The 17,962-nt window shown below is 53.2% G+C and carries 21 protein-coding genes; 8 read left to right on the top strand and 13 right to left on the bottom strand.

Features of this window, described 5'->3' with window-relative positions:
• The first annotated feature begins 56 nt into the window (after positions 1 to 56).
• Positions 57 to 1,031: an aldo/keto reductase gene (locus AOY24_RS02115; protein ID WP_054176075.1), complete on the top strand. Its 975-nt coding sequence runs from the start codon at positions 57 to 59 to the stop codon at positions 1,029 to 1,031.
• Positions 1,032 to 1,129: 98 nt separating this feature from the next.
• Here the strand turns inward: AOY24_RS02115 and pgpA are convergent, their stop codons facing one another.
• The 6 genes from pgpA to nrdR form a co-directional block, all read right to left on the bottom strand.
• The gene (gene pgpA, locus AOY24_RS02110; protein ID WP_043001597.1) at positions 1,130 to 1,645 is read right to left on the bottom strand and encodes a phosphatidylglycerophosphatase A; all 516 of its coding nucleotides are present in this window, start codon (positions 1,643 to 1,645) and stop codon (positions 1,130 to 1,132) included.
• Entirely contained in the window at positions 1,623 to 2,600 is a 978-nt protein-coding gene (gene thiL / locus AOY24_RS02105) for a thiamine-phosphate kinase (protein WP_054176074.1), read from the bottom strand. The genes pgpA and thiL overlap by 23 nt, the downstream gene beginning before the upstream one ends.
• Positions 2,601 to 2,677: 77 nt before the next feature.
• A complete protein-coding gene (gene nusB, locus AOY24_RS02100) occupies positions 2,678 to 3,097 on the bottom strand; it encodes a transcription antitermination factor NusB (RefSeq protein ID WP_042285962.1) in 420 nt (139 codons plus the stop codon).
• A 19-nt stretch (positions 3,098 to 3,116) separates the two neighbouring features.
• A complete protein-coding gene (gene ribE / locus AOY24_RS02095; protein WP_001021161.1) occupies positions 3,117 to 3,587 on the bottom strand; it encodes a 6,7-dimethyl-8-ribityllumazine synthase in 471 nt (156 codons plus the stop codon).
• 95 nt (positions 3,588 to 3,682) lie between these two features.
• A complete protein-coding gene (gene ribD / locus AOY24_RS02090; RefSeq protein WP_054176073.1) occupies positions 3,683 to 4,786 on the bottom strand; it encodes a bifunctional diaminohydroxyphosphoribosylaminopyrimidine deaminase/5-amino-6-(5-phosphoribosylamino)uracil reductase RibD in 1,104 nt (367 codons plus the stop codon).
• 3 nt (positions 4,787 to 4,789) lie between these two features.
• Positions 4,790 to 5,239 (bottom strand): transcriptional regulator NrdR, encoded by a 450-nt coding sequence (gene nrdR, locus AOY24_RS02085; protein ID WP_042324561.1) that lies wholly within the window; start codon positions 5,237 to 5,239, stop codon positions 4,790 to 4,792.
• A 152-nt stretch (positions 5,240 to 5,391) separates the two neighbouring features.
• On the opposite strand from nrdR, the gene AOY24_RS02080 reads away from it, so the two are divergent.
• Entirely contained in the window at positions 5,392 to 5,931 is a 540-nt protein-coding gene (locus tag AOY24_RS02080) for a DUF3251 domain-containing protein (protein WP_043001600.1), read from the top strand.
• Positions 5,932 to 6,229: 298 nt separating this feature from the next.
• A complete protein-coding gene (locus tag AOY24_RS02075) occupies positions 6,230 to 7,114 on the top strand; it encodes a nucleoside-specific channel-forming protein Tsx (protein WP_044258980.1) in 885 nt (294 codons plus the stop codon).
• Between the two features lie 43 nt (positions 7,115 to 7,157).
• On the opposite strand, the gene AOY24_RS02070 is transcribed toward AOY24_RS02075, so the two are convergent.
• The 7 genes from AOY24_RS02070 to queA form a co-directional block, all read right to left on the bottom strand.
• Positions 7,158 to 7,850, bottom strand: a complete 693-nt coding sequence (locus AOY24_RS02070; RefSeq protein WP_043001602.1) for a YafY family protein — start codon at positions 7,848 to 7,850, stop codon at positions 7,158 to 7,160.
• A gap of 15 nt (positions 7,851 to 7,865) precedes the next feature.
• Positions 7,866 to 8,231: a VOC family protein gene (locus AOY24_RS02065; RefSeq protein WP_054176072.1), complete on the bottom strand. Its 366-nt coding sequence runs from the start codon at positions 8,229 to 8,231 to the stop codon at positions 7,866 to 7,868.
• Between the two features lie 153 nt (positions 8,232 to 8,384).
• Positions 8,385 to 9,356 (bottom strand): protein translocase subunit SecF, encoded by a 972-nt coding sequence (gene secF, locus AOY24_RS02060; protein ID WP_043001604.1) that lies wholly within the window; start codon positions 9,354 to 9,356, stop codon positions 8,385 to 8,387.
• Positions 9,357 to 9,366: 10 nt separating this feature from the next.
• Positions 9,367 to 11,214 carry a protein translocase subunit SecD gene (gene secD, locus AOY24_RS02055; RefSeq protein ID WP_071888433.1) on the bottom strand — a complete coding sequence of 616 codons (1,848 nt, stop codon included), beginning with the start codon at positions 11,212 to 11,214 and terminating at the stop codon, positions 9,367 to 9,369.
• A 27-nt stretch (positions 11,215 to 11,241) separates the two neighbouring features.
• Entirely contained in the window at positions 11,242 to 11,574 is a 333-nt protein-coding gene (yajC, locus tag AOY24_RS02050) for a preprotein translocase subunit YajC (RefSeq protein WP_042324569.1), read from the bottom strand.
• Positions 11,575 to 11,596: 22 nt separating this feature from the next.
• Positions 11,597 to 12,724 (bottom strand): tRNA guanosine(34) transglycosylase Tgt, encoded by a 1,128-nt coding sequence (gene tgt, locus AOY24_RS02045; RefSeq protein WP_012133574.1) that lies wholly within the window; start codon positions 12,722 to 12,724, stop codon positions 11,597 to 11,599.
• Positions 12,725 to 12,778: 54 nt separating this feature from the next.
• Complete coding sequence (gene queA, locus AOY24_RS02040; RefSeq protein ID WP_044258985.1) at positions 12,779 to 13,849, bottom strand: tRNA preQ1(34) S-adenosylmethionine ribosyltransferase-isomerase QueA; 1,071 nt, start codon at positions 13,847 to 13,849, stop codon at positions 12,779 to 12,781.
• Between the two features lie 92 nt (positions 13,850 to 13,941).
• Between queA and acpH the strand changes: the two genes are divergently transcribed.
• From acpH to AOY24_RS02015, 5 genes are all read left to right on the top strand, one after another.
• Positions 13,942 to 14,523, top strand: a complete 582-nt coding sequence (acpH, locus tag AOY24_RS02035; RefSeq protein ID WP_044268238.1) for an ACP phosphodiesterase — start codon at positions 13,942 to 13,944, stop codon at positions 14,521 to 14,523.
• Between the two features lie 204 nt (positions 14,524 to 14,727).
• Complete coding sequence (locus tag AOY24_RS02030) at positions 14,728 to 15,330, top strand: peroxiredoxin (RefSeq protein ID WP_043001608.1); 603 nt, start codon at positions 14,728 to 14,730, stop codon at positions 15,328 to 15,330.
• A gap of 460 nt (positions 15,331 to 15,790) precedes the next feature.
• Positions 15,791 to 16,234, top strand: coding sequence for a PTS sugar transporter subunit IIA (locus tag AOY24_RS02025; RefSeq protein WP_044268241.1), 444 nt, complete (start codon positions 15,791 to 15,793; stop codon positions 16,232 to 16,234).
• A 5-nt stretch (positions 16,235 to 16,239) separates the two neighbouring features.
• Positions 16,240 to 16,527 carry a PTS sugar transporter subunit IIB gene (locus tag AOY24_RS02020; protein ID WP_004099415.1) on the top strand — a complete coding sequence of 96 codons (288 nt, stop codon included), beginning with the start codon at positions 16,240 to 16,242 and terminating at the stop codon, positions 16,525 to 16,527.
• Between the two features lie 20 nt (positions 16,528 to 16,547).
• On the top strand, positions 16,548 to 17,939 hold the full coding sequence (locus AOY24_RS02015) for a PTS ascorbate transporter subunit IIC (RefSeq protein WP_044258993.1): 1,392 nt from the start codon (positions 16,548 to 16,550) through the stop codon (positions 17,937 to 17,939).
• The last annotated feature ends 23 nt before the right edge of the window (positions 17,940 to 17,962 follow it).

Raw genomic sequence — 17,962 nt, 5'->3', positions numbered from 1 at the left:
TCGCCACTTCGCTCCTGCTATGCTTACTGAATAACGAGCATAACAGGAGCGAAATAATGCAATACAACATCTTAGGAAAAACGGACCTCCGGGTTTCCCGCCTTTGTCTGGGCTGCATGACGTTCGGCGAGCCGAATCGTGGAAACCACGCCTGGACGCTTCCCGAAGAGAGCAGTCGCCCTATCATCCAGCGCGCCCTTGAGGGCGGCATCAACTTTTTCGATACCTCGAACAACTATTCAGCCGGCAGCAGTGAAGAGATTGTCGGTCGCGCACTGCGCGATTTCGCCCGTCGTGATGAGGTGGTGGTCGCCACCAAAGTGTTTAATCGGGTGGATGACCTGCCGGAAGGATTATCCCGCGCGCAAATCCTGCGTTCTATTGATGACAGTCTGAGACGGCTGGGGATGGACTACGTCGATATCCTGCAAATTCACCGCTGGGATTACAACACGCCGATTGAAGAGACGCTGGAAGCGTTAAACGATGTGGTCAAGGCCGGCAAAGCGCGTTATATCGGCGCGTCATCAATGCATGCGTCGCAGTTTGCCCAGGCGCTGGCGCTGCAAAGACAGCACGGCTGGGCGCAGTTTGTCAGTATGCAGGACCACTACAACCTCATCTACCGCGAGGAAGAACGCGAAATGCTGCCGCTGTGCTATCAGGAAGGTGTGGCGGTGATCCCGTGGAGCCCGCTGGCCCGCGGGCGTCTGACGCGTCCGTGGGGAGAAACCACGGCGCGCCTGGTTTCTGACGAAGTGGGGAAAAAGCTGTATAGCGAAAGCGACGAAAATGATGCGCAAATTGCCGCCCGGCTGGCCGGCGTGAGCGAAGAGCTTGGCGCAACGCGTGCCCAGGTGGCGCTGGCGTGGCTGTTAAGCAAACCAGGGATTGCCGCGCCGATTATCGGCTCATCGCGGGAAGAACAGCTTGATGAGTTGTTGAACGCCGTGGATCTCACGCTGAAACCCGAGCACATCGCCGAGCTGGAAACACCGTATAAACCGCATCCGATCGCCGGATTTAAATAGCCTCACATTGCCCGATGGCGATTCGCTTATCGGGCTCAGGCACACGATCCCTGGCCGGATAAGGCGTTAACGCCGTCATCCGGCACCGACATCACCCGTCAAATAATCCCGATCGGCCAGTGATGTCCGATGAAATAGAGGATCCCCGCGGAAATCACTCCGGCGACAATATCGTCCACCATGATCCCCATCCCGCCATGTACATTGCGATCGAACCAACGGATCGGCCACGGCTTCCACATATCCAGAATACGGAAAATCACAAACCCGGCGGCGACCCACCGCCAGTCGAGGGTCGGCAGCGCCATCAGCGTGATCCACATTCCGATGAATTCATCCCAGACGATACTGCCATGATCGTGCACGCCCATGTCTTTTGCCGTCTGATGGCAAAGATAGACGCCGATACAGATGCCCAGCATCACCACCAGTGAATAGAGTTGCCACGGCAGAAATGTCATCAGATACCAGAAGGGAATCGCCGCCAGCGATCCCATCGTACCTGGAACAATCGGACTGAGGCCGCTACCAAACCCGGTCGCCAGTAAATGCCACGGGTTAAGCAGATTCAGGCGGCTTTTGGCGACATCTTTATGGCGTGGCAAAATGGTCATATCCTTTCCAGTCAAAAGTGACAGACGTTCCGTCACGCATGAAATGAATCCCTTCCACATCCGCGCTCATCTGCCCAATGCAGGTAAAGGCAACGCCAAGCTGTCCCATAGCCACCTCCAGCGCGCCGCGGTTCAGTTCAGGTACCGTAAAGCATAACTCATAGTCTTCACCACCGGACAACGCCCAGCGCAGCGCCTGTTCGGGCTCGACGTGACGCGTCATCGCGCCTGACCACGGCAGCGCATCGAGATCGACGCGCGCGCCACAGGCGCTGGCTTTAACAATATGCCCAAGATCGGAAATCAGTCCGTCAGAGAGATCAATCGCTGAACTGGCCAGATCGCGCAGCGCCTGGCCCTGCAAAATACGCGGCGTCGGACGCAGGTGACGTTTGAGCAGATATTCGCGGTCACCCTCATCGGCAACCTGCAAACGGTTCTGCAAAATCGCCAGACCTGCGGCGCTATCACCCGGCGTGCCGGTCACGTAAATCCAGTCACCCGGTTTCGCCCCAGAGCGTTTCAGTGCGCGCCCGGCAGGAACAAAGCCGTGGATACCCAATGTCATCGACAGCGGCCCCCGCGTGGTGTCGCCGCCAATCAGTTGCATATCGTAGTAATTCAGGAGATCAAACAGACTGTCGCTGAAGGTTTCCAGCCAGCGTTCGTCCACCTCAGGCAGGGTGATTGCCAGCGTCAGCCACGCCGGATCGGCCCCCATTGCCGCCAGATCGCTTAAGTTCACCGCCAGCGCTTTGTACGCCAGATCGGCTGGATCAATGTCGTTCAGGAAGTGGTTGCCCGCCACCAGCGTATCGGTGCTGATTGCCAGCGTCTGTTTATCAGGGATGTTCAGAAGTGCACAGTCGTCGCCAATACCGGTTTCGACGTCAAGACGAGAGCTTCTGACACGGTCAAAATAACGGGCAATCAGGGAAAATTCGCCGCATGCCATACGTTATGCCTCAGCAGAAAAAAAGAAAAAGCCGCCAGGGGAGAGGAATCGCTTCCACTTCACTGACGGCCTGGAGATTACTTTTTGTTGGGGCGAATCGCAGGCGCTGCTTTATCCAGAACGCCATTGACGAACTTGTGGCTGTCTTCCGCGCCGAACGTTTTTGCCAGTTCAATCGCTTCGTTGATGGCCACTTTATATGGCACATCACTGCGTTTAGACAGCTCGAACAGCGCAATACGCAGTACGGCTTTTTCCACCTGACCCAGCTCTTCCAGCAGACGAGACAGGTAAGGCTTCATCAGGCCATCCAGGTACGCGCTGTTAGTCGCCACCCCGGACAGCAGTTCACGGAAGTACATGACGTCAACATCTTTCACGTCCTGTTCTGCCAGGAACTGGTATTCAACATCAGCGATGTCGTTCTGGGACAACTGCCAGGAGTAGAGCGCCTGAACGGCACACTCACGAGCGCGGCGACGAGCAGCAGGTTTCACGGATTTCCCCTTACAAAAATCAGGCCTTGATGGCTTTCAATACATTAATCATTTCAAGCGCGGTCAGTGCAGCTTCCGCGCCCTTGTTGCCAGCTTTGGTGCCAGCACGTTCGATAGCTTGTTCAATGCTTTCGGTGGTCAGGACGCCAAAGGCGACCGGAATTTCGCTGTCCTGAGCGACATGCGCCAGGCCGTTGCTTGCACCGCCAGCGACATATTCGAAGTGAGCTGTGCCGCCACGAATAACCGTACCCAGTGCAATCACCGCGTCATATTTACCGGTTTTCGCCAGCGCGCCTGCTGCCAGCGGCAGTTCGTAGGCACCTGGAACCCAAACGACGGTAATGTTTTCATCTTTGACCTGACCAATACGTTTCAGGGCGTCAATCGCACCTTCCAGCAGGCTGTCATTGATAAAGTTGTTGAAACGCGCAATGGTGATGGCGACGCGAGCGTCCGGAGTAGCAACGTTAGCTTCAATAATGTTCATATTCTTCCTTCGGGTTCGATATGGCCCCGTAAGGGGGGCGGATTTTATCATAATATTCTGTGCGCTGCTTCCAATAATTCGATAATTCGAAAGCCTCACGCAGGGGTTAAATGCAGGCAAACGTCCGGGCCCACCTGGCGTATCTCATTGAATTTGAAATGGGGGGCGTCAGCCAGTTTCTCAAGCCCTGGCAACACACATAATCCCCTGGCGTCACTGCCTAACAGTTTAGGCGCAAGATAGACGATAAGCTCGTCAACCACTCCGGCCTGCAAGAGCGCACCGGCGAGCGTCGGCCCGGCCTCCACCCACAGACTGTTAATTTGCTGTTTGCCGAGCAACATCATCAGCACCACCAGATCCAGATGCCCGTTATGCTCCGGCACCAAAATCGTGCGAACCGAGTCGGGCCAGACGCGTGCGTCTTCTTTGGTGCGCGCAATCCAGGTTTCTCCTGGCTGCTGTACCAGGCGCTGCTCCGGCGCTACGCGGTTCTGACTGTCTATCACAATTCGCACCGGCTGACGCACGGCATCCTGCGGATAAAGAGCTTGTGTCGCCTCGCCGAGTTCTGGCCAGCGCACGGTGAGCTGCGGATCGTCCGCCAGCACCGTCGCGCTGCTGGTTAAAATGGCATGGCTTTGCGCGCGTAGACGCTGAACATCACGTCGCGCCTCGGGAGAGGTAATCCACTGACTTTCGCCGCTGGCCATCGCTGTACGGCCGTCCAGCGAAGCGCCGAGTTTCAGTTGCACATACGGAAACCCGGTGCGCATCCGTTTGAGAAAACCTTTATTTAACGCTTCGACTTCACTCATCATCAGCCCGTGGCTGACGTCAATGCCCGCCTGCTGCAAACGGTATAATCCGCGTCCCGCCACTTGTGGATTCGGGTCCTGCATCGCCGCCACCACGCGAGAAACGCCCGCGGCGATCAGCGCGTCGCAGCACGGCGGCGTGCGGCCATGATGACTACAGGGCTCAAGCGTGACGTACGCAGTGGCCCCTTTGGCCTTTTCGCCCGCCATGCGCAAGGCATGCACTTCCGCATGCGGTTCGCCCGCACGATGGTGATAACCTTCACCGACAATCTCGCCGTTATTGACGATCACGCAGCCGACGTTAGGGTTGGGATGGGTGGTAAACCGCCCGCGCTGCGCCAGCTTCAGCGCTCGCGCCATGTATAACTCATCCTGCATGGCTTAATCCTGTAGGCGAGCGATCTCTTCGCCAAATTCTTTAATATCTTCGAAGCTGCGGTAAACCGAGGCAAAGCGGATATAGGCGACTTTATCGAGTTTTTTCAATTGTTCCATCACCAGATTGCCAATCATCTTACTGGGGACTTCACGTTCGCCGGTGGCGCGCAGTTGCGACTTAATATGATTCAACGCCATTTCGACGTCATCGGAACTCACCGGACGCTTTTCCAGCGCGCGTTGCATTCCACTGCGCAGCTTTTCTTCATTAAACGGTTCGCGCACGTCGTTGCTTTTCACAACGCGTGGCATTACCAGTTCTGCCACTTCAAAGGTAGTGAAACGTTCATTACAAACCAGACACTGCCGACGGCGGCGTACAGAAGAGCCCTCGCCCACAAGACGAGAGTCAATTACCTTAGTGTCTACGGCGAAACAGAATGGGCAATGCATACGGCGTCCTGACCAGGTGGTTAACAGAAATCTATTTTAACCTGAACTGACGTGACAACAAAGGCGCAACGCTTTTGAGACAATGGATCGATGTCTTTGATCATATTACGAACTACCATTATGGTATCGCGACTATTCAGGAAATAAGAGAGATGACAAGACGTTACCTAAGAATTCTCCTGGTGGGAAGTCTCTTTAGTCTGAGCGCCTGCGCGCAACAAAGCGAAGTGCGCCAGATGCATCAAAGCGTTTCAACGCTGAATAAAGAGATGAATCAGCTTAATCAGGAAACCGTGAAGATTACTCAGCAAAACAGTCTGAACGTTAAATCCACCCGTGGTGTTTACCTGCTCCCAGGCTCCAATACGCCCGCACGGCTGAACAGTCAGATAGGCACACTGCGCATGTCGCTTATCAACATTGCGCCGAATGCCGCTGGCACCCGGGTGACGCTGCGCATTCAGGGGGAATCCAACGATCCGCTGCCGGCCTTTAGCGGCACCGTTGAATATGGGCAAATTCAGGGAACGACTGACAATTATCAGGAAGTGAATGTGCAGAATCAGTTGATCAATGCCCCGGCCAGCGTGCTGGCACCGAGCGATGTGGACATCCCGCTGCAACTGAATAACCTCACCCCAGACCAGTTAGGATTTGTGCGTATCCACGACATCCAGCCTGTTACGCAATAAACCTCCTTGCGGAACGTTTTGTGCGTTCCGCAACATCCCTCCGCCTCTTTTTGTGACTCCACTGACATCCACGTCAGTTTTTGTCAACGTTGGCAATCAGCATGAAAGTCAGTACAATCGCCGCGCTAAAATACGCAAACGTGAACGCAATCGATTACGTGAATGATAGAACTGTGAAACAAGACATATTTTTGTGAGCAATGATTTCTATAATAGGCTCCCAGAAACATGAATTATTCAGAAACGCTATTTGCGCCTTTTTCACTCCCGTCAGGGATTTCAAACAGTGGCATACAATATGAAAAAAACATTACTTGCAGCCGGTGCCGTGCTCGCGCTCTCCTCGACATTCACCGCAAATGCTGCGGAAAATGACAAACCGCAGTATCTTTCAGACTGGTGGCACCAGAGCGTCAACGTCGTCGGTAGCTATCACACCCGTTTCGGACCGCAGCTCCGTAACGATACCTATCTGGAATATGAAGCTTTCGCGAAGAAAGACTGGTTTGACTTCTATGGCTACATGGATGCGCCGGTTTTCTTCGGTGGTAACACCGACGCGAAAGGGATCTGGAACCACGGTTCTCCGCTGTTTATGGAAATCGAACCGCGTTTCTCCATCGACAAACTGACTGGCACTGACCTGAGCTTCGGTCCGTTTAAAGAGTGGTACTTCGCCAATAACTACATCTACGACATGGGTCGTAACAAAGATGGCCGTCAGAGCACCTGGTACATGGGTCTGGGTACCGATATTGATACTGGCCTGCCGATGAGTTTGTCTCTGAACGTATATGCGAAATATCAGTGGCAGAACTATGGCGCCGCTAACGAAAACGAGTGGGACGGCTACCGTTTCAAAGTGAAATACTTTGTTCCGATTACCGAACTGTGGGGCGGTAACCTGAGCTATATCGGTTTCACCAACTTTGACTGGGGTTCCGATCTGGGCGACAACGACTTCTCCGATCTGAACGGCAACAAAGCGCGTACCAACGACTCCATCGCCTCCAGCCATATTCTGGCGCTGAACTACGACCACTGGCACTATTCGGTCGTAGCGCGTTACTGGCACAACGGGGGTCAGTGGAACGACGACGCAGAGCTGAACTTCGGCAAAGGTAACTTCAACGTGAAATCTACCGGCTGGGGTGGCTATCTGGTTGTCGGCTACAACTTCTGATAACATTCCTTTCCTGCAAAAGCCAGCCAGAGCGCTGGCTTTTTTATGCGTGCGTTTCGTCGCGGATCTTACGTAAAAAATCACTCAGCGATCGATCGGCGCACTCGCTAAATCGCCTGTCGAGCGGCGTGATGCTTAAACAGCGATCGACACGAAAACAGCGATAGTCCTCGCGCCGTTCGCACCAGGCTACCAGCAGCCAGAACTCTCCCTGGAAAAAAATCCCTAACGGCTGCACGTCCCGCCAGGTGAGCTGCCCCGCCTCATCACGATAATGTAACGCCAGCACCTGTTGCGTGCTCACCGCCCGGTGGATCATATCGAACGCGCTGCGTGAATGCTGTTGCCTGCCAAAATCCGGCGCGAAGATACGTGCCTGCTCGGCTTTACGTCGGCTTTCTTCCGGTAATATCGCCAGCACCTTTTCCTGCGCCGACTCCAGTTCTCTGGAGAGCAGATCACCGCCCCAGGTGTGCAGCAGACGAATGGCGGCAATCAGCGCTTCCGATTCCCGGTGCGTTAGCATCAGCGGCGGGAGATCAAACCCCGCCATCAGCCGATAGCCGCTTCCCGCCTCCCCTTCGACCGGCACGCCGGAGAGCGAAAGGTCACGGATATCACGATAGATCGTCCGCTCTGACACCTCAAGCCGCTCCGCCAGCAGCGCTGCCGTTGTCAGCCGCCTGCCACGCAGGATCTGGACTATCTGAAATAAACGGTCAGCGCGACGGGTCATAGTTGCTCTCTGTGATTAAGCCGGTTGATGTAACCCCACACGATTGCCTTCGCTGTCAGTAAACAGCGCGATGGTACCAATCTCTTTACCGAGATCGAGCGGACCAAAAACGCAGTTGCCACCGGCACTGGCGACGCGATCCAGCGTGGCGCTGAGATCGTCCGTATGCAGATAAATAATGGCGCCCTGTAAGGAAGGCGCGATGCCATCAAACTTCGCCAACGCCCCACCGGCGGCCGGTTCGTCATACGGGAAAACCGCCAGATCGGCAAAATCCATTTTTTCACGACGCAGCGACAGCCTCATGACCGGCTCATAAAACGCAATCGCGCGTTCCATATCCGTTACGGGAATTTCAAACCAGTTAATAATGCTTTTCATCATTCCTCCTGCCTGTGTGGGTAAGTTCAGGAAGAGGATAAAACAGGGCTCCTGACAGCATAGTGTCAGGAGTGATTGCAGGACAAGAGAAAGGAAGAAAAGAAAAATCCCGATCGAATGACCGGGATTTCTGAGCGTGAACTGAAAATCGGGTTACGGCAGAATTGACGGCTGATCCGCCCCTTCTTTCTCGACTTTCTGTTGCAGCATATGCTCGCGCTTCATACCAAGTTTCAACGCCAGCGCCGATGCCACGTAAATGGACGATGCCGTACCGATGGACACCCCGATAAGCATAGTCAGCGAGAAGCCTTCCAGCACCGGACCACCAAACAGGAACAGCATCAGGATAACCATTAACGTCGTACCGGAGGTAATCAACGTACGGTGCAGCGTCTGGGTCAGTGACACGTTAAAGATTTCGTAAGGCGTCCCGCGACGAATTTTGCGGAAGTTTTCACGAATACGGTCAGACACCACGATGCTGTCGTTAAGCGAGTAACCGATAACGGACATCAGCGATGCCACGATAGTCAGGTCGATCTCGATATGGAATAACGACAGGATCCCCAGCGTAATGATGACGTCGTGCGCCAGCGCGATAACCACGCCCGCCGCCAGTCGCCATTCGAAACGGATACCAACGTAAACCAGGATGGAGATCAGCGCTGCCAGCAGCGCCATCGCACCGGTTTGCGCCAGATCGGCACCTACGCTCGGTCCGACGAATTCAATACGCTTCACCGCTGCGTTCTGGTTGGTGGATTCATTAATCACACTCAACACTTTGCTGCCCAGCACCTGGCCGCCGTTGGCCCCTTCGGTCGGCGGCATACGGACCATGATGTCGTGACTGCTGCCGAAGTTCTGTAAAAGCGGATCAACAAAGCCCGCTTTTTCCAGCGCGTCGCGCATCACGTCCATCTCAGCCGGTTTTTCCAGCGTGATTTCAATCACCGTACCACCGGTGAAATCGAGACCCCAGTTAAAGCCTCGCACGCCCATCACGATGATGGCCAATACCAGCAACAGGCCTGAGATGCCGAAAGCCCAGTAGTCCCAGCGCATAAAGTCCCAGACTTTACGGCCGTGGTTCAATTGTTCAACAGTATATTCCTGTGCCACTTCGCACTCCTCAGATTGACAGCTTTTTGACGCGCTTGCCGCCATACAACAGGTTTACGATGGCACGCGTACCGACGATCGCGGTAAACATCGACGTCGCCACACCGATACCGGTAGTAATCGCGAACCCTTTAATTGCCCCGGTGCCGACAGCGTACAGGATAATGACCTTAATCAGCGTCGTAATGTTCGCATCAAAGATGGAACTGAAGGCGCCCGCATACCCTTCGTTGATCGCCTGCTGCACCGAACGTCCGTTACTCAACTCTTCTTTGATACGTTCGTTGATCAGGACGTTCGCATCGACGGCGACGGCAAGGGTTAAGACGATCCCCGCAATCCCCGGCATACTCAGCGTTGCCCCCGGCAGCAGCGACATAATGCCAACAATCAGTACCAGGTTAGCAATCAACGCGCTGGTCGCAATCAGACCAAACTTCTTGTAGAACAGAATCATGAACAGGATGGACACCGCCAGACCGGCCAGACACGCTTCCAGACCCTGCTTGATGTTCTGCATCCCCAGCGTTGGACCGATGGTCCGCTCTTCAACAATCTGAATCGGCGCAATCAGCGCACCGGCACGTAGCAGCAGAGAAAGCTGACGCGCTTCGTTCGGGTTGTTGATCCCGGTAATACGGAAGCTGTTACCCAGACGAGACTGGATGTTGGCGATGTTAATCACCTCTTCCTGTTTCACCAGCACCGCGCGACCGTTAGCGTCTTTTTTACCGCTGTCTTTGTACTCCACAAACAGGGTCGCCATCGGTTTACCGATATTGTCCTTGGTGAAGTTAGACATGATGTTGCCACCTGCGCTATCCAGCGAGATGTTTACCTGCGGTTGGTTATATTCGTCCTGGCTTGAAGTGGAGTCAGTGATATGGTCACCAGTCAGGATAACGCGTTTGTACAGCACAACCGGCTGACCTTCACGCGTCTGTTTCACTTCGGAATCACCTGGAACACGCCCGGATGCCGCCGCAGACTGATCAACGTTAGTGTTGACCAGACGGAATTCCAGCGTCGCTGTCGCGCCAAGAATCTCTTTCGCACGCGCCGTGTCCTGAATACCCGGCAGCTCGACCACGATACGATCCGCGCCCTGGCGCTGTACCACCGGTTCGGCGACGCCCAACTGGTTCACACGGTTACGCAGGATATTGATGTTCTGTTGTACCGCGTATTCACGCGCTTCGCTCAGACGTGCATCGGTCATCACCGCGCGCAGCGCATTGCTGCCCTGACTTGAGATAACCAAATCCGGGTGACGCTTGCTGAGATAAGCAATCGCTTTATCACGTGCGTCAGCATCACGGAAGTTGATGCTCAGGCCGTAATTGTCTTCTTTACGAACGGTAGTATACGGGATGCCTTCTGTACGCAGATCGCTGCGCAGGCTATCGATATTTTGTTCCTGCAGTTTACCCAGCGCGGTATCCATATCCACTTCCATCAGGAAGTGAACGCCGCCGCGCAGGTCAAGACCGAGTTTCATCGGTTCTGCTTTGATGGCCGCCAACCAGCGCGGAGTTGCCGGAGCAAGGTTAAGCGCCACGACGTATTTATCACCCAGCACGTCCACCAGCGCTTCACGTGCACGCAGTTGGGTGTCGGTGGTGTCGAAGCGCGCAAGAATCGCGCCCTCTTCCAGTGCCACAGACTTAGCGGTAATTTTTTCTTTTTGTAACGTATTCTGGACCTGGATCAGCGTTTGCTCACTGGCGGCGACACCGCGCGCGCCAGTGATTTGAACGGCCGGATCCTCACCATACAGGTTGGGAAGCGCATACAGCAGGCCGACGACAATGACGACGATCAGCATGATGTACTTCCACAAAGGATAACGGTTTAACACGGCAGTTCCCTTAGGGAAAAGTTACTATTACAGCGCCTTCATGGTGCCTTTCGGCAGAACGGCAGCTACGAAATCACGTTTGATAACCACTTCAGTGGTATCGTTCAGTGCGATAGCGATGTAACCAGATTCTGCAACTTTGGTCACTCGGCCTACCAGGCCACCGTTAGTCAGGACTTCATCACCTTTCGCGATGGAGGCCATCAGGTTTTTATGCTCTTTAGTGCGCTTCTGCTGTGGACGCAGGATCATGAAATAGAAAATCAGACCAAACACCACCAGCATCAGAATCAGAGACATCGGGCTGCCCTGCGCCGGAGCACCTGTTGCCGCTACCGCATCAGAAATAAAAAAGCTCATTCAAATTCCCTCATTATTAAAATTAATCAACGTTCAAAGGTGGAACCGGTCGACCCTGACGTTGGTAAAAATCGGTCACGAAGCTCTCTAATTTACCCTCTTCAATAGCCTTGCGTAAACCCGCCATCAAACGCTGGTAGTAACGCAGGTTATGAATCGTATTGAGTCGCGCGCCCAATATTTCGTTGCAACGATCAAGATGATGCAAGTAGGCACGTGAATAATTGCGACAGGTGTAGCAATCACACTCAGCATCGAGTGGGCTGGTATCGCTCTTATGCTTCGCATTGCGAATTTTCACCACGCCATCGGTCACGAACAGGTGACCATTACGCGCATTGCGTGTTGGCATCACGCAGTCAAACATATCGATACCGCGACGCACGCCTTCAACCAGATCTTCAGGTTTACCGACGCCCATCAGGTACCGCGGTTTATCTGCCGGAATTTGCGGGCAAACATGCTCAAGGATGCGATGCATATCTTCCTTCGGCTCACCCACAGCCAGACCGCCGACAGCGTAGCCATCAAAGCCAATCTCTACCAGACCTTTCACAGAGATATCACGTAAATCTTCGTAAACACTGCCCTGAATGATGCCAAAAAGCGCATTTTTGTTGCCCAGACCATCAAAACGGTCGCGGCTACGCTTCGCCCAACGCAGTGACATCTCCATCGATCGTTTAGCATAGTCCCAGTCCGCCGGGTACGGCGTGCATTCGTCAAAAATCATGACAATATCGGAACCGAGATCGTACTGAATCTCCATCGACTTTTCTGGATCAAGGAAAATCGGATCGCCGTTGATCGGATTGCGGAAGTGTACGCCCTGTTCGGTGATCTTACGGATATCACCCAGGCTGAAAACCTGGAAACCGCCGGAGTCCGTCAGAATCGGGCCTTTCCACTGCATGAAATCATGCAGGTCGCCATGCAGCTTCATGATCTCCTGGCCTGGACGCAGCCAGAGATGGAAGGTATTACCAAGGATAATCTGCGCGCCAGTGGCTTCAACTTCTTCCGGCGTCATGCCTTTAACAGTGCCGTAGGTCCCCACCGGCATAAAAGCAGGCGTTTCCACAACGCCACGATCAAACACCAGGCGGCCACGGCGGGCGCGTCCGTCGGTGGTATCCAGTTCGAATTTCATTTTTTCTCCAGTACGTCAGAAAAACAGTCCAACGTGTCAACCTGCGCCGCGGATTTACTCCCCGACGCGCTCAGAAATAGCCTGCGGATTGTACGTGATAAACATCGCGTCCCCGTAGCTAAAAAAGCGATAATGTTGTTCTACCGCAGCCTTGTATGCATTCATCGTGTGCTGATAACCGGCAAATGCCGAGACCAGCATAATCAATGTCGATTCAGGCAGATGGAAGTTAGTCACCAGCGCATCAATCACTTTGTATTGATAACCTGGATAGATGAAAATTTGTGTGTCGCCAAAGAACGGTTCAATAAGCGCGTTCTTCGCCGCCTGCGCCGCGCTCTCCAGAGAACGCACTGAGGTCGTGCCAACCGCAATCACCCGGTTGCCGCGCGTTTTCGCCGCCAGCACCGCGTCCACCACCTCTTGCGGCACTTCCGCATATTCGGAGTGCATGATGTGATCTTCAATGGTGTCCACACGCACCGGCTGGAATGTCCCCGCGCCGACGTGCAGCGTTACAAACGCCATCTCGACACCTTTCTCGCGCAGTTTTTCCAGCAGCGGTTCGTCAAAGTGCAGCCCCGCGGTCGGCGCGGCAACGGCACCGGGCTTTTCGCTGTATACCGTCTGGTAAAGCTCGCGATCGGCTTCTTCATCCGGGCGCTCAATGTACGGCGGCAGCGGCATATGGCCGATGGCGTTCAGGATATCGAGCACCGTGCGCGCGTCATCAAACTCCACCTCGAACAGCGCGTCGTGGCGCGCGGTCATGGTCGCTTTGATGCTCTCATCATCGCCCAGCAGCAGCTCCGCACCCGGTTTCGGCGCCTTAGAAGCGCGAATATGTGCCAGAATACGTTTATCATCGAGCATACGTTCGACCAGCACTTCAATCTTACCGCCGCTGGCTTTACGGCCAAACAGACGCGCCGGGATCACGCGGGTATTATTAAACACCAGCAGATCGCCTGGGTTGAGCTTGTCGAGCAAATCGGTGAACGTGCCGTGCGTCAGCTCGCCCGTTGGCCCATCCAGTGACAGTAAGCGACAGCTGCTGCGCTCAGGCATGGGATAGTGAGCAATCAGGGATTCAGGTAGTTCAAAGGAGAAATCGGCGACGCGCATGACGTATACTCGTGACTTAAAAACAGGCGGCATAGTCTAGTGCTCACACCCTCTTGCTGCAACAACTAGCCGCTTCTGGAAAAATAAAACGCATGAATTTTCTCGCTCATCTGCATCTCGCTCATCTCGCTGACAGCTCTCTTTCCGGCAATTTGCTGGCCGATTTTGTGCGCGGCAACCCCGCAGAGGACTATTGCCCCGAGGTTGTCGACGGTATTTTTATGCATCGCCGCATCGATGTGCTAACCGATAACCTGCCCGAGGTAACGGAGGCCAAAACGTGGTTTCGCCCAGAAACGCGCCGTGTTGCGCCGATCACGCTCGACGTGATGTGGGATCATTTCCTGTCGCGCCACTGGTCACAGCTGTCCCCGGACATGACGCTACCGGCGTTCGTGCGCTATGCCCATCAGCAGGTGTCGGTTATTCTGCCCGATTCGCCGCCACGTTTTGTCAATCTGAACAACTATCTGTGGTCGGAAAAGTGGCTGGAGCGTTATCGCGATATGGATTTTATTCAGAATGTGTTGAACGGAATGGCGAGTCGCCGACCGCGTCTGGATGCGCTTCGCGATTCCTGGTATGACCTGGACAACCATTATGATGCCCTGGAAGCGCGCTTCTGGCGGTTTTATCCGCGCATGATGGAACAAGCCAGGCAGAAAACGCTCTGATACCCGTAGTTCAGTCGACCGGATAAAGCAAAGCCGCCTCCCGGCGATTTGCCCGGTGGCGCTTTCGCTTACCGGATCCCCTGAGAATATTGATAGGTAAAAGCTCACTGAACGATTGCCAGTGCCTCTTTGTCTTATTCGCCTTCACCTTCTATACTGGCCCGCGTTGCGTTCCAAAAACCCTTAACTTTGCAGGAGAATAATATGGTACTGGTGACTCGTCAGGCTCCGGATTTCACAGCAGCTGCGGTACTCGGTAGCGGTGAGATTGTTGAGAACTTCAATTTCAAACAGCACACCAACGGCAAAACGACCGTTCTGTTCTTCTGGCCAATGGATTTCACCTTCGTTTGCCCGTCTGAACTGATCGCGTTCGACAAACGTTATGAAGAATTCCAGAAGCGCGGCGTTGAAGTGGTTGGCGTTTCTTTTGACTCTGAATTCGTCCACAACGCATGGCGTAACACCCCTGTCGACAAAGGCGGCATCGGTGCAGTGAAATACGCAATGGTTGCTGACGTTAAGCGTGAAATCCAGAAAGCCTATGGCATCGAACATCCGGAAGCGGGCGTTGCGCTGCGTGGTTCTTTCCTGATCGACGCAAATGGCGTGGTTCGCCACCAGGTGGTTAACGACCTGCCGCTGGGTCGTAACATCGACGAAATGCTGCGTATGGTTGACGCGCTGCAGTTCCACGAAGAGCACGGTGAAGTTTGCCCGGCACAGTGGGAAAAAGGCAAAGAAGGTATGAACGCCTCTCCGGACGGTGTTGCAAAATACCTGACCGAAAACGTCTCCAGCCTGTAATCGGCATGAATTAACGAAAAGGCTCGCCACGGCGAGCCTTTTTTGTTTCTGACCGCCTGACCCTACCATCACGCAACACCTTTTTAACGCATCGCCATACAAATATTGATGTCATCAATGAGTAGGATCGCCCTCGAGCCTGATTTTTGCCAACTCGTTCAAACTTTGTGAAAAAAACGCCCCATTATTTGTGATAAAAATCGCATTTCTTCATTTTAAATTCAGACATTTGACTGCTTATCTTTCCTTTCCATTTCTTCCACGCCAAAAAGGTAAACTCTAACGCATTGATATAAAACAAAATAAAAAATAAAACGTTTGTCGACAAAATAACGCCAACATTCCCCTGATGTGATCGGCTTCAACATTTAAAAATCCATATGTGATCTGTCCCATAATTTTTGTTGCTATATTTGGCCATGATCATGTTCAGGAATATGAACGCATTAAGGATCGGATGATGGACATTATTTTTAACCCTGGACTGATTACGCTTAAGCAGAATATTTCCAGCCCCGAGCAGGCTATCGAACTGGCTGGCTCGTTACTGGTCCGACAAAATATTTGTCGCCCGGAATATGTCAGTGAAATGGTTAAGGTCTACCGGGATTTCGGCTCCGCTATTGTTATCGACTATGGCCTGGCGATGCCCCATGCCCGGCCAGAAAAAGGCGCATTGCTGACCGGATTTTCTTTAGTCACCAGTCAACAACCAATTGCCTTTGGCCATGAGGAATTTGATCCGGTTAACGTCATCATCGCCATTGCAGGCGCGGATGCCGATAGCCATATCAAAATGATCCAGCTGATCGCCTCATTGATTGAGTCCGATATCGTGACCTTTCTTCAGCAGGAAAATGACATTCATTCAGTATTACATTTCATCCAAAAACAAATGGAGTAGTCATTATGTTAGTTATCAGAACGGTTTGTGGTAACGGTATTGGCAGTTCATTAATGGCTGCGAATAATGTCAAAAAAATATGTGATGAATTAGGCATCAAAGCCGACGTTGCTTCCGTTGATTTCGCTAACGCTGTAGGAGAAAAAGCCGATCTTTATGTCACGATTAAAGAGCTGGCAAACCAGTTTCCTGCGCATTGTAACGTCGCCATTATTCGCAGCTACGTGCATAAAGCGAAAATTGCTGAAGATATTACCGAAGCACTTACCAAAATTGCTGCAACTCACTCTTAATCATTATTGAGGGAACGATCATGCAGGCTATTCTTAGTTTCTTATCAGAAATATTTAGCCAACCCGCATTCCTGATGGGGATTATCGCCTTTGTCGGCTTAGTGGCGCTACGCTCTCCTGGGAATAAATTGCTCACCGGTACCTTAAAACCTATTTTAGGGTATTTAATGTTAAGCGCAGGTGCTGGCGTTATCGTTGCCAACCTGAACCCGCTTGGTGGAATTATCGAAGCCGGATTTAATATTCGCGGCGTAATCCCTAACAACGAGGCCATTGTTTCCGTCGCACAGAAGGTGCTGGGTGTGGAAACCATGAGTATTTTGCTGTTAGGTTTTATTTTTAACCTCATTATTGCTCGCTGTACCAAGTACAAATATATCTTTCTAACCGGCCACCACTCGTTCTTTCTGGCGTGCCTGTTTTCGGCGGTTCTCCAGGCCGCGGAATTCCGCGGCTGGATGTTGGTTTTAATTGGCGGATTCTTGCTCGGCTCATGGTCGGCCATTTCTCCGGCAATCGGCCAGCGTTATACCAAACAGGTGACCGAAGACGGCGGTATCGCGATGGGACACTTTGGCTCCCTGGGCTATTACATCTCAGCCTGGATCGCCACCAAAACCGGTAACCCGGCAAACTCATTCGCCGATACTGAAATCTCAGAAAAGTGGGGTTTTCTGCGCGATACCACGGTCACAACCGGGATTGTGATGTTCATTATCTACTTTGTATGCAGCGCCGTCGCTGGCACTGAATATCTCCGTACGATAACGGATCAGAACATGTTGATCTTCTCTATTCTTACCGGTCTGCAGTTTGCGGTTGGCGTCGCCATCGTCTACAACGGCGTGCGGCTGATCCTCGGCGATCTGGTTCCGGCATTCCAGGGGATTAGCCAGAAGCTGATTCCTGACTCGATCCCTGCTGTTGACTGCGCGGTCTTCTTCACCTTCAGCCCAACGGCAGTCGTCGTAGGCTTTATCAGCTCATTTGTTGGCGGTCTGGTCGGTATGCTCATGTTGGGCGGACTGGGAATGGCGCTGATTATTCCGGGCATGGTACCGCACTTCTTCTGTGGCGGGACTTCCGGGGTATTCGCCGACAAGCTTGGCGGTAAACGCGGCTGCATCATCGCCTCCTTTATCGGCGGCATATTCCTTGCTTTCCTGCCAGCCATGCTGCTTCCGGCATTGGGGAACCTGGGCTTTGAAAACAGCACCTTCGCTGACTTTGATTTCGCAGTGTGGGGAATTATTATCGGTAACGCCTTCACCCAGTTTGGTCAGATCACTATCTACCTGATTTGTCTGGCGCTTATCGTCGCGCTGCTGGTGCCATTCTGCTTCCGTTCGGTTCGCGTAGTCGGTGACACGCTCAGCTATGAGGAGCTCACTGCGGATAAGAAAAATGAATAAGCCGTTTCATTTTTCCCTGCGGG

Source organism: Citrobacter sp. CtB7.12, assembly GCF_001297795.1.
In the GTDB taxonomy this organism is placed as follows: domain Bacteria; phylum Pseudomonadota; class Gammaproteobacteria; order Enterobacterales; family Enterobacteriaceae; genus Citrobacter_A; species Citrobacter_A amalonaticus.
Note: the sequence above shows the minus strand (reverse complement) of the source record. Positions and strands in the feature narration are given on the sequence as shown.

What these genes read in the sequence shown, in the direction of transcription:
- ribE (WP_001021161.1), bottom strand. Translation starts at nt 3,587, where the DNA reads ATGAACATTATTGAAGCTAACGTTGCTACTCCGGACGCTCGCGTCGCC.
- thiL (WP_054176074.1), bottom strand. Translation starts at nt 2,600, where the DNA reads ATGGCATGCGGCGAATTTTCCCTGATTGCCCGTTATTTTGACCGTGTC.
- AOY24_RS02020 (WP_004099415.1), top strand. Translation starts at nt 16,240, where the DNA reads ATGTTAGTTATCAGAACGGTTTGTGGTAACGGTATTGGCAGTTCATTA.
- AOY24_RS02070 (WP_043001602.1), bottom strand. Translation starts at nt 7,850, where the DNA reads ATGACCCGTCGCGCTGACCGTTTATTTCAGATAGTCCAGATCCTGCGT.
- AOY24_RS02080 (WP_043001600.1), top strand. Translation starts at nt 5,392, where the DNA reads ATGACAAGACGTTACCTAAGAATTCTCCTGGTGGGAAGTCTCTTTAGT.
- AOY24_RS02065 (WP_054176072.1), bottom strand. Translation starts at nt 8,231, where the DNA reads ATGAAAAGCATTATTAACTGGTTTGAAATTCCCGTAACGGATATGGAA.
- AOY24_RS02015 (WP_044258993.1), top strand. Translation starts at nt 16,548, where the DNA reads ATGCAGGCTATTCTTAGTTTCTTATCAGAAATATTTAGCCAACCCGCA.
- tgt (WP_012133574.1), bottom strand. Translation starts at nt 12,724, where the DNA reads ATGAAATTCGAACTGGATACCACCGACGGACGCGCCCGCCGTGGCCGC.
- ribD (WP_054176073.1), bottom strand. Translation starts at nt 4,786, where the DNA reads ATGCAGGATGAGTTATACATGGCGCGAGCGCTGAAGCTGGCGCAGCGC.
- AOY24_RS02115 (WP_054176075.1), top strand. Translation starts at nt 57, where the DNA reads ATGCAATACAACATCTTAGGAAAAACGGACCTCCGGGTTTCCCGCCTT.
- pgpA (WP_043001597.1), bottom strand. Translation starts at nt 1,645, where the DNA reads ATGACCATTTTGCCACGCCATAAAGATGTCGCCAAAAGCCGCCTGAAT.
- nrdR (WP_042324561.1), bottom strand. Translation starts at nt 5,239, where the DNA reads ATGCATTGCCCATTCTGTTTCGCCGTAGACACTAAGGTAATTGACTCT.
- acpH (WP_044268238.1), top strand. Translation starts at nt 13,942, where the DNA reads ATGAATTTTCTCGCTCATCTGCATCTCGCTCATCTCGCTGACAGCTCT.
- AOY24_RS02025 (WP_044268241.1), top strand. Translation starts at nt 15,791, where the DNA reads ATGGACATTATTTTTAACCCTGGACTGATTACGCTTAAGCAGAATATT.
- queA (WP_044258985.1), bottom strand. Translation starts at nt 13,849, where the DNA reads ATGCGCGTCGCCGATTTCTCCTTTGAACTACCTGAATCCCTGATTGCT.
- AOY24_RS02075 (WP_044258980.1), top strand. Translation starts at nt 6,230, where the DNA reads ATGAAAAAAACATTACTTGCAGCCGGTGCCGTGCTCGCGCTCTCCTCG.
- AOY24_RS02030 (WP_043001608.1), top strand. Translation starts at nt 14,728, where the DNA reads ATGGTACTGGTGACTCGTCAGGCTCCGGATTTCACAGCAGCTGCGGTA.
- yajC (WP_042324569.1), bottom strand. Translation starts at nt 11,574, where the DNA reads ATGAGCTTTTTTATTTCTGATGCGGTAGCGGCAACAGGTGCTCCGGCG.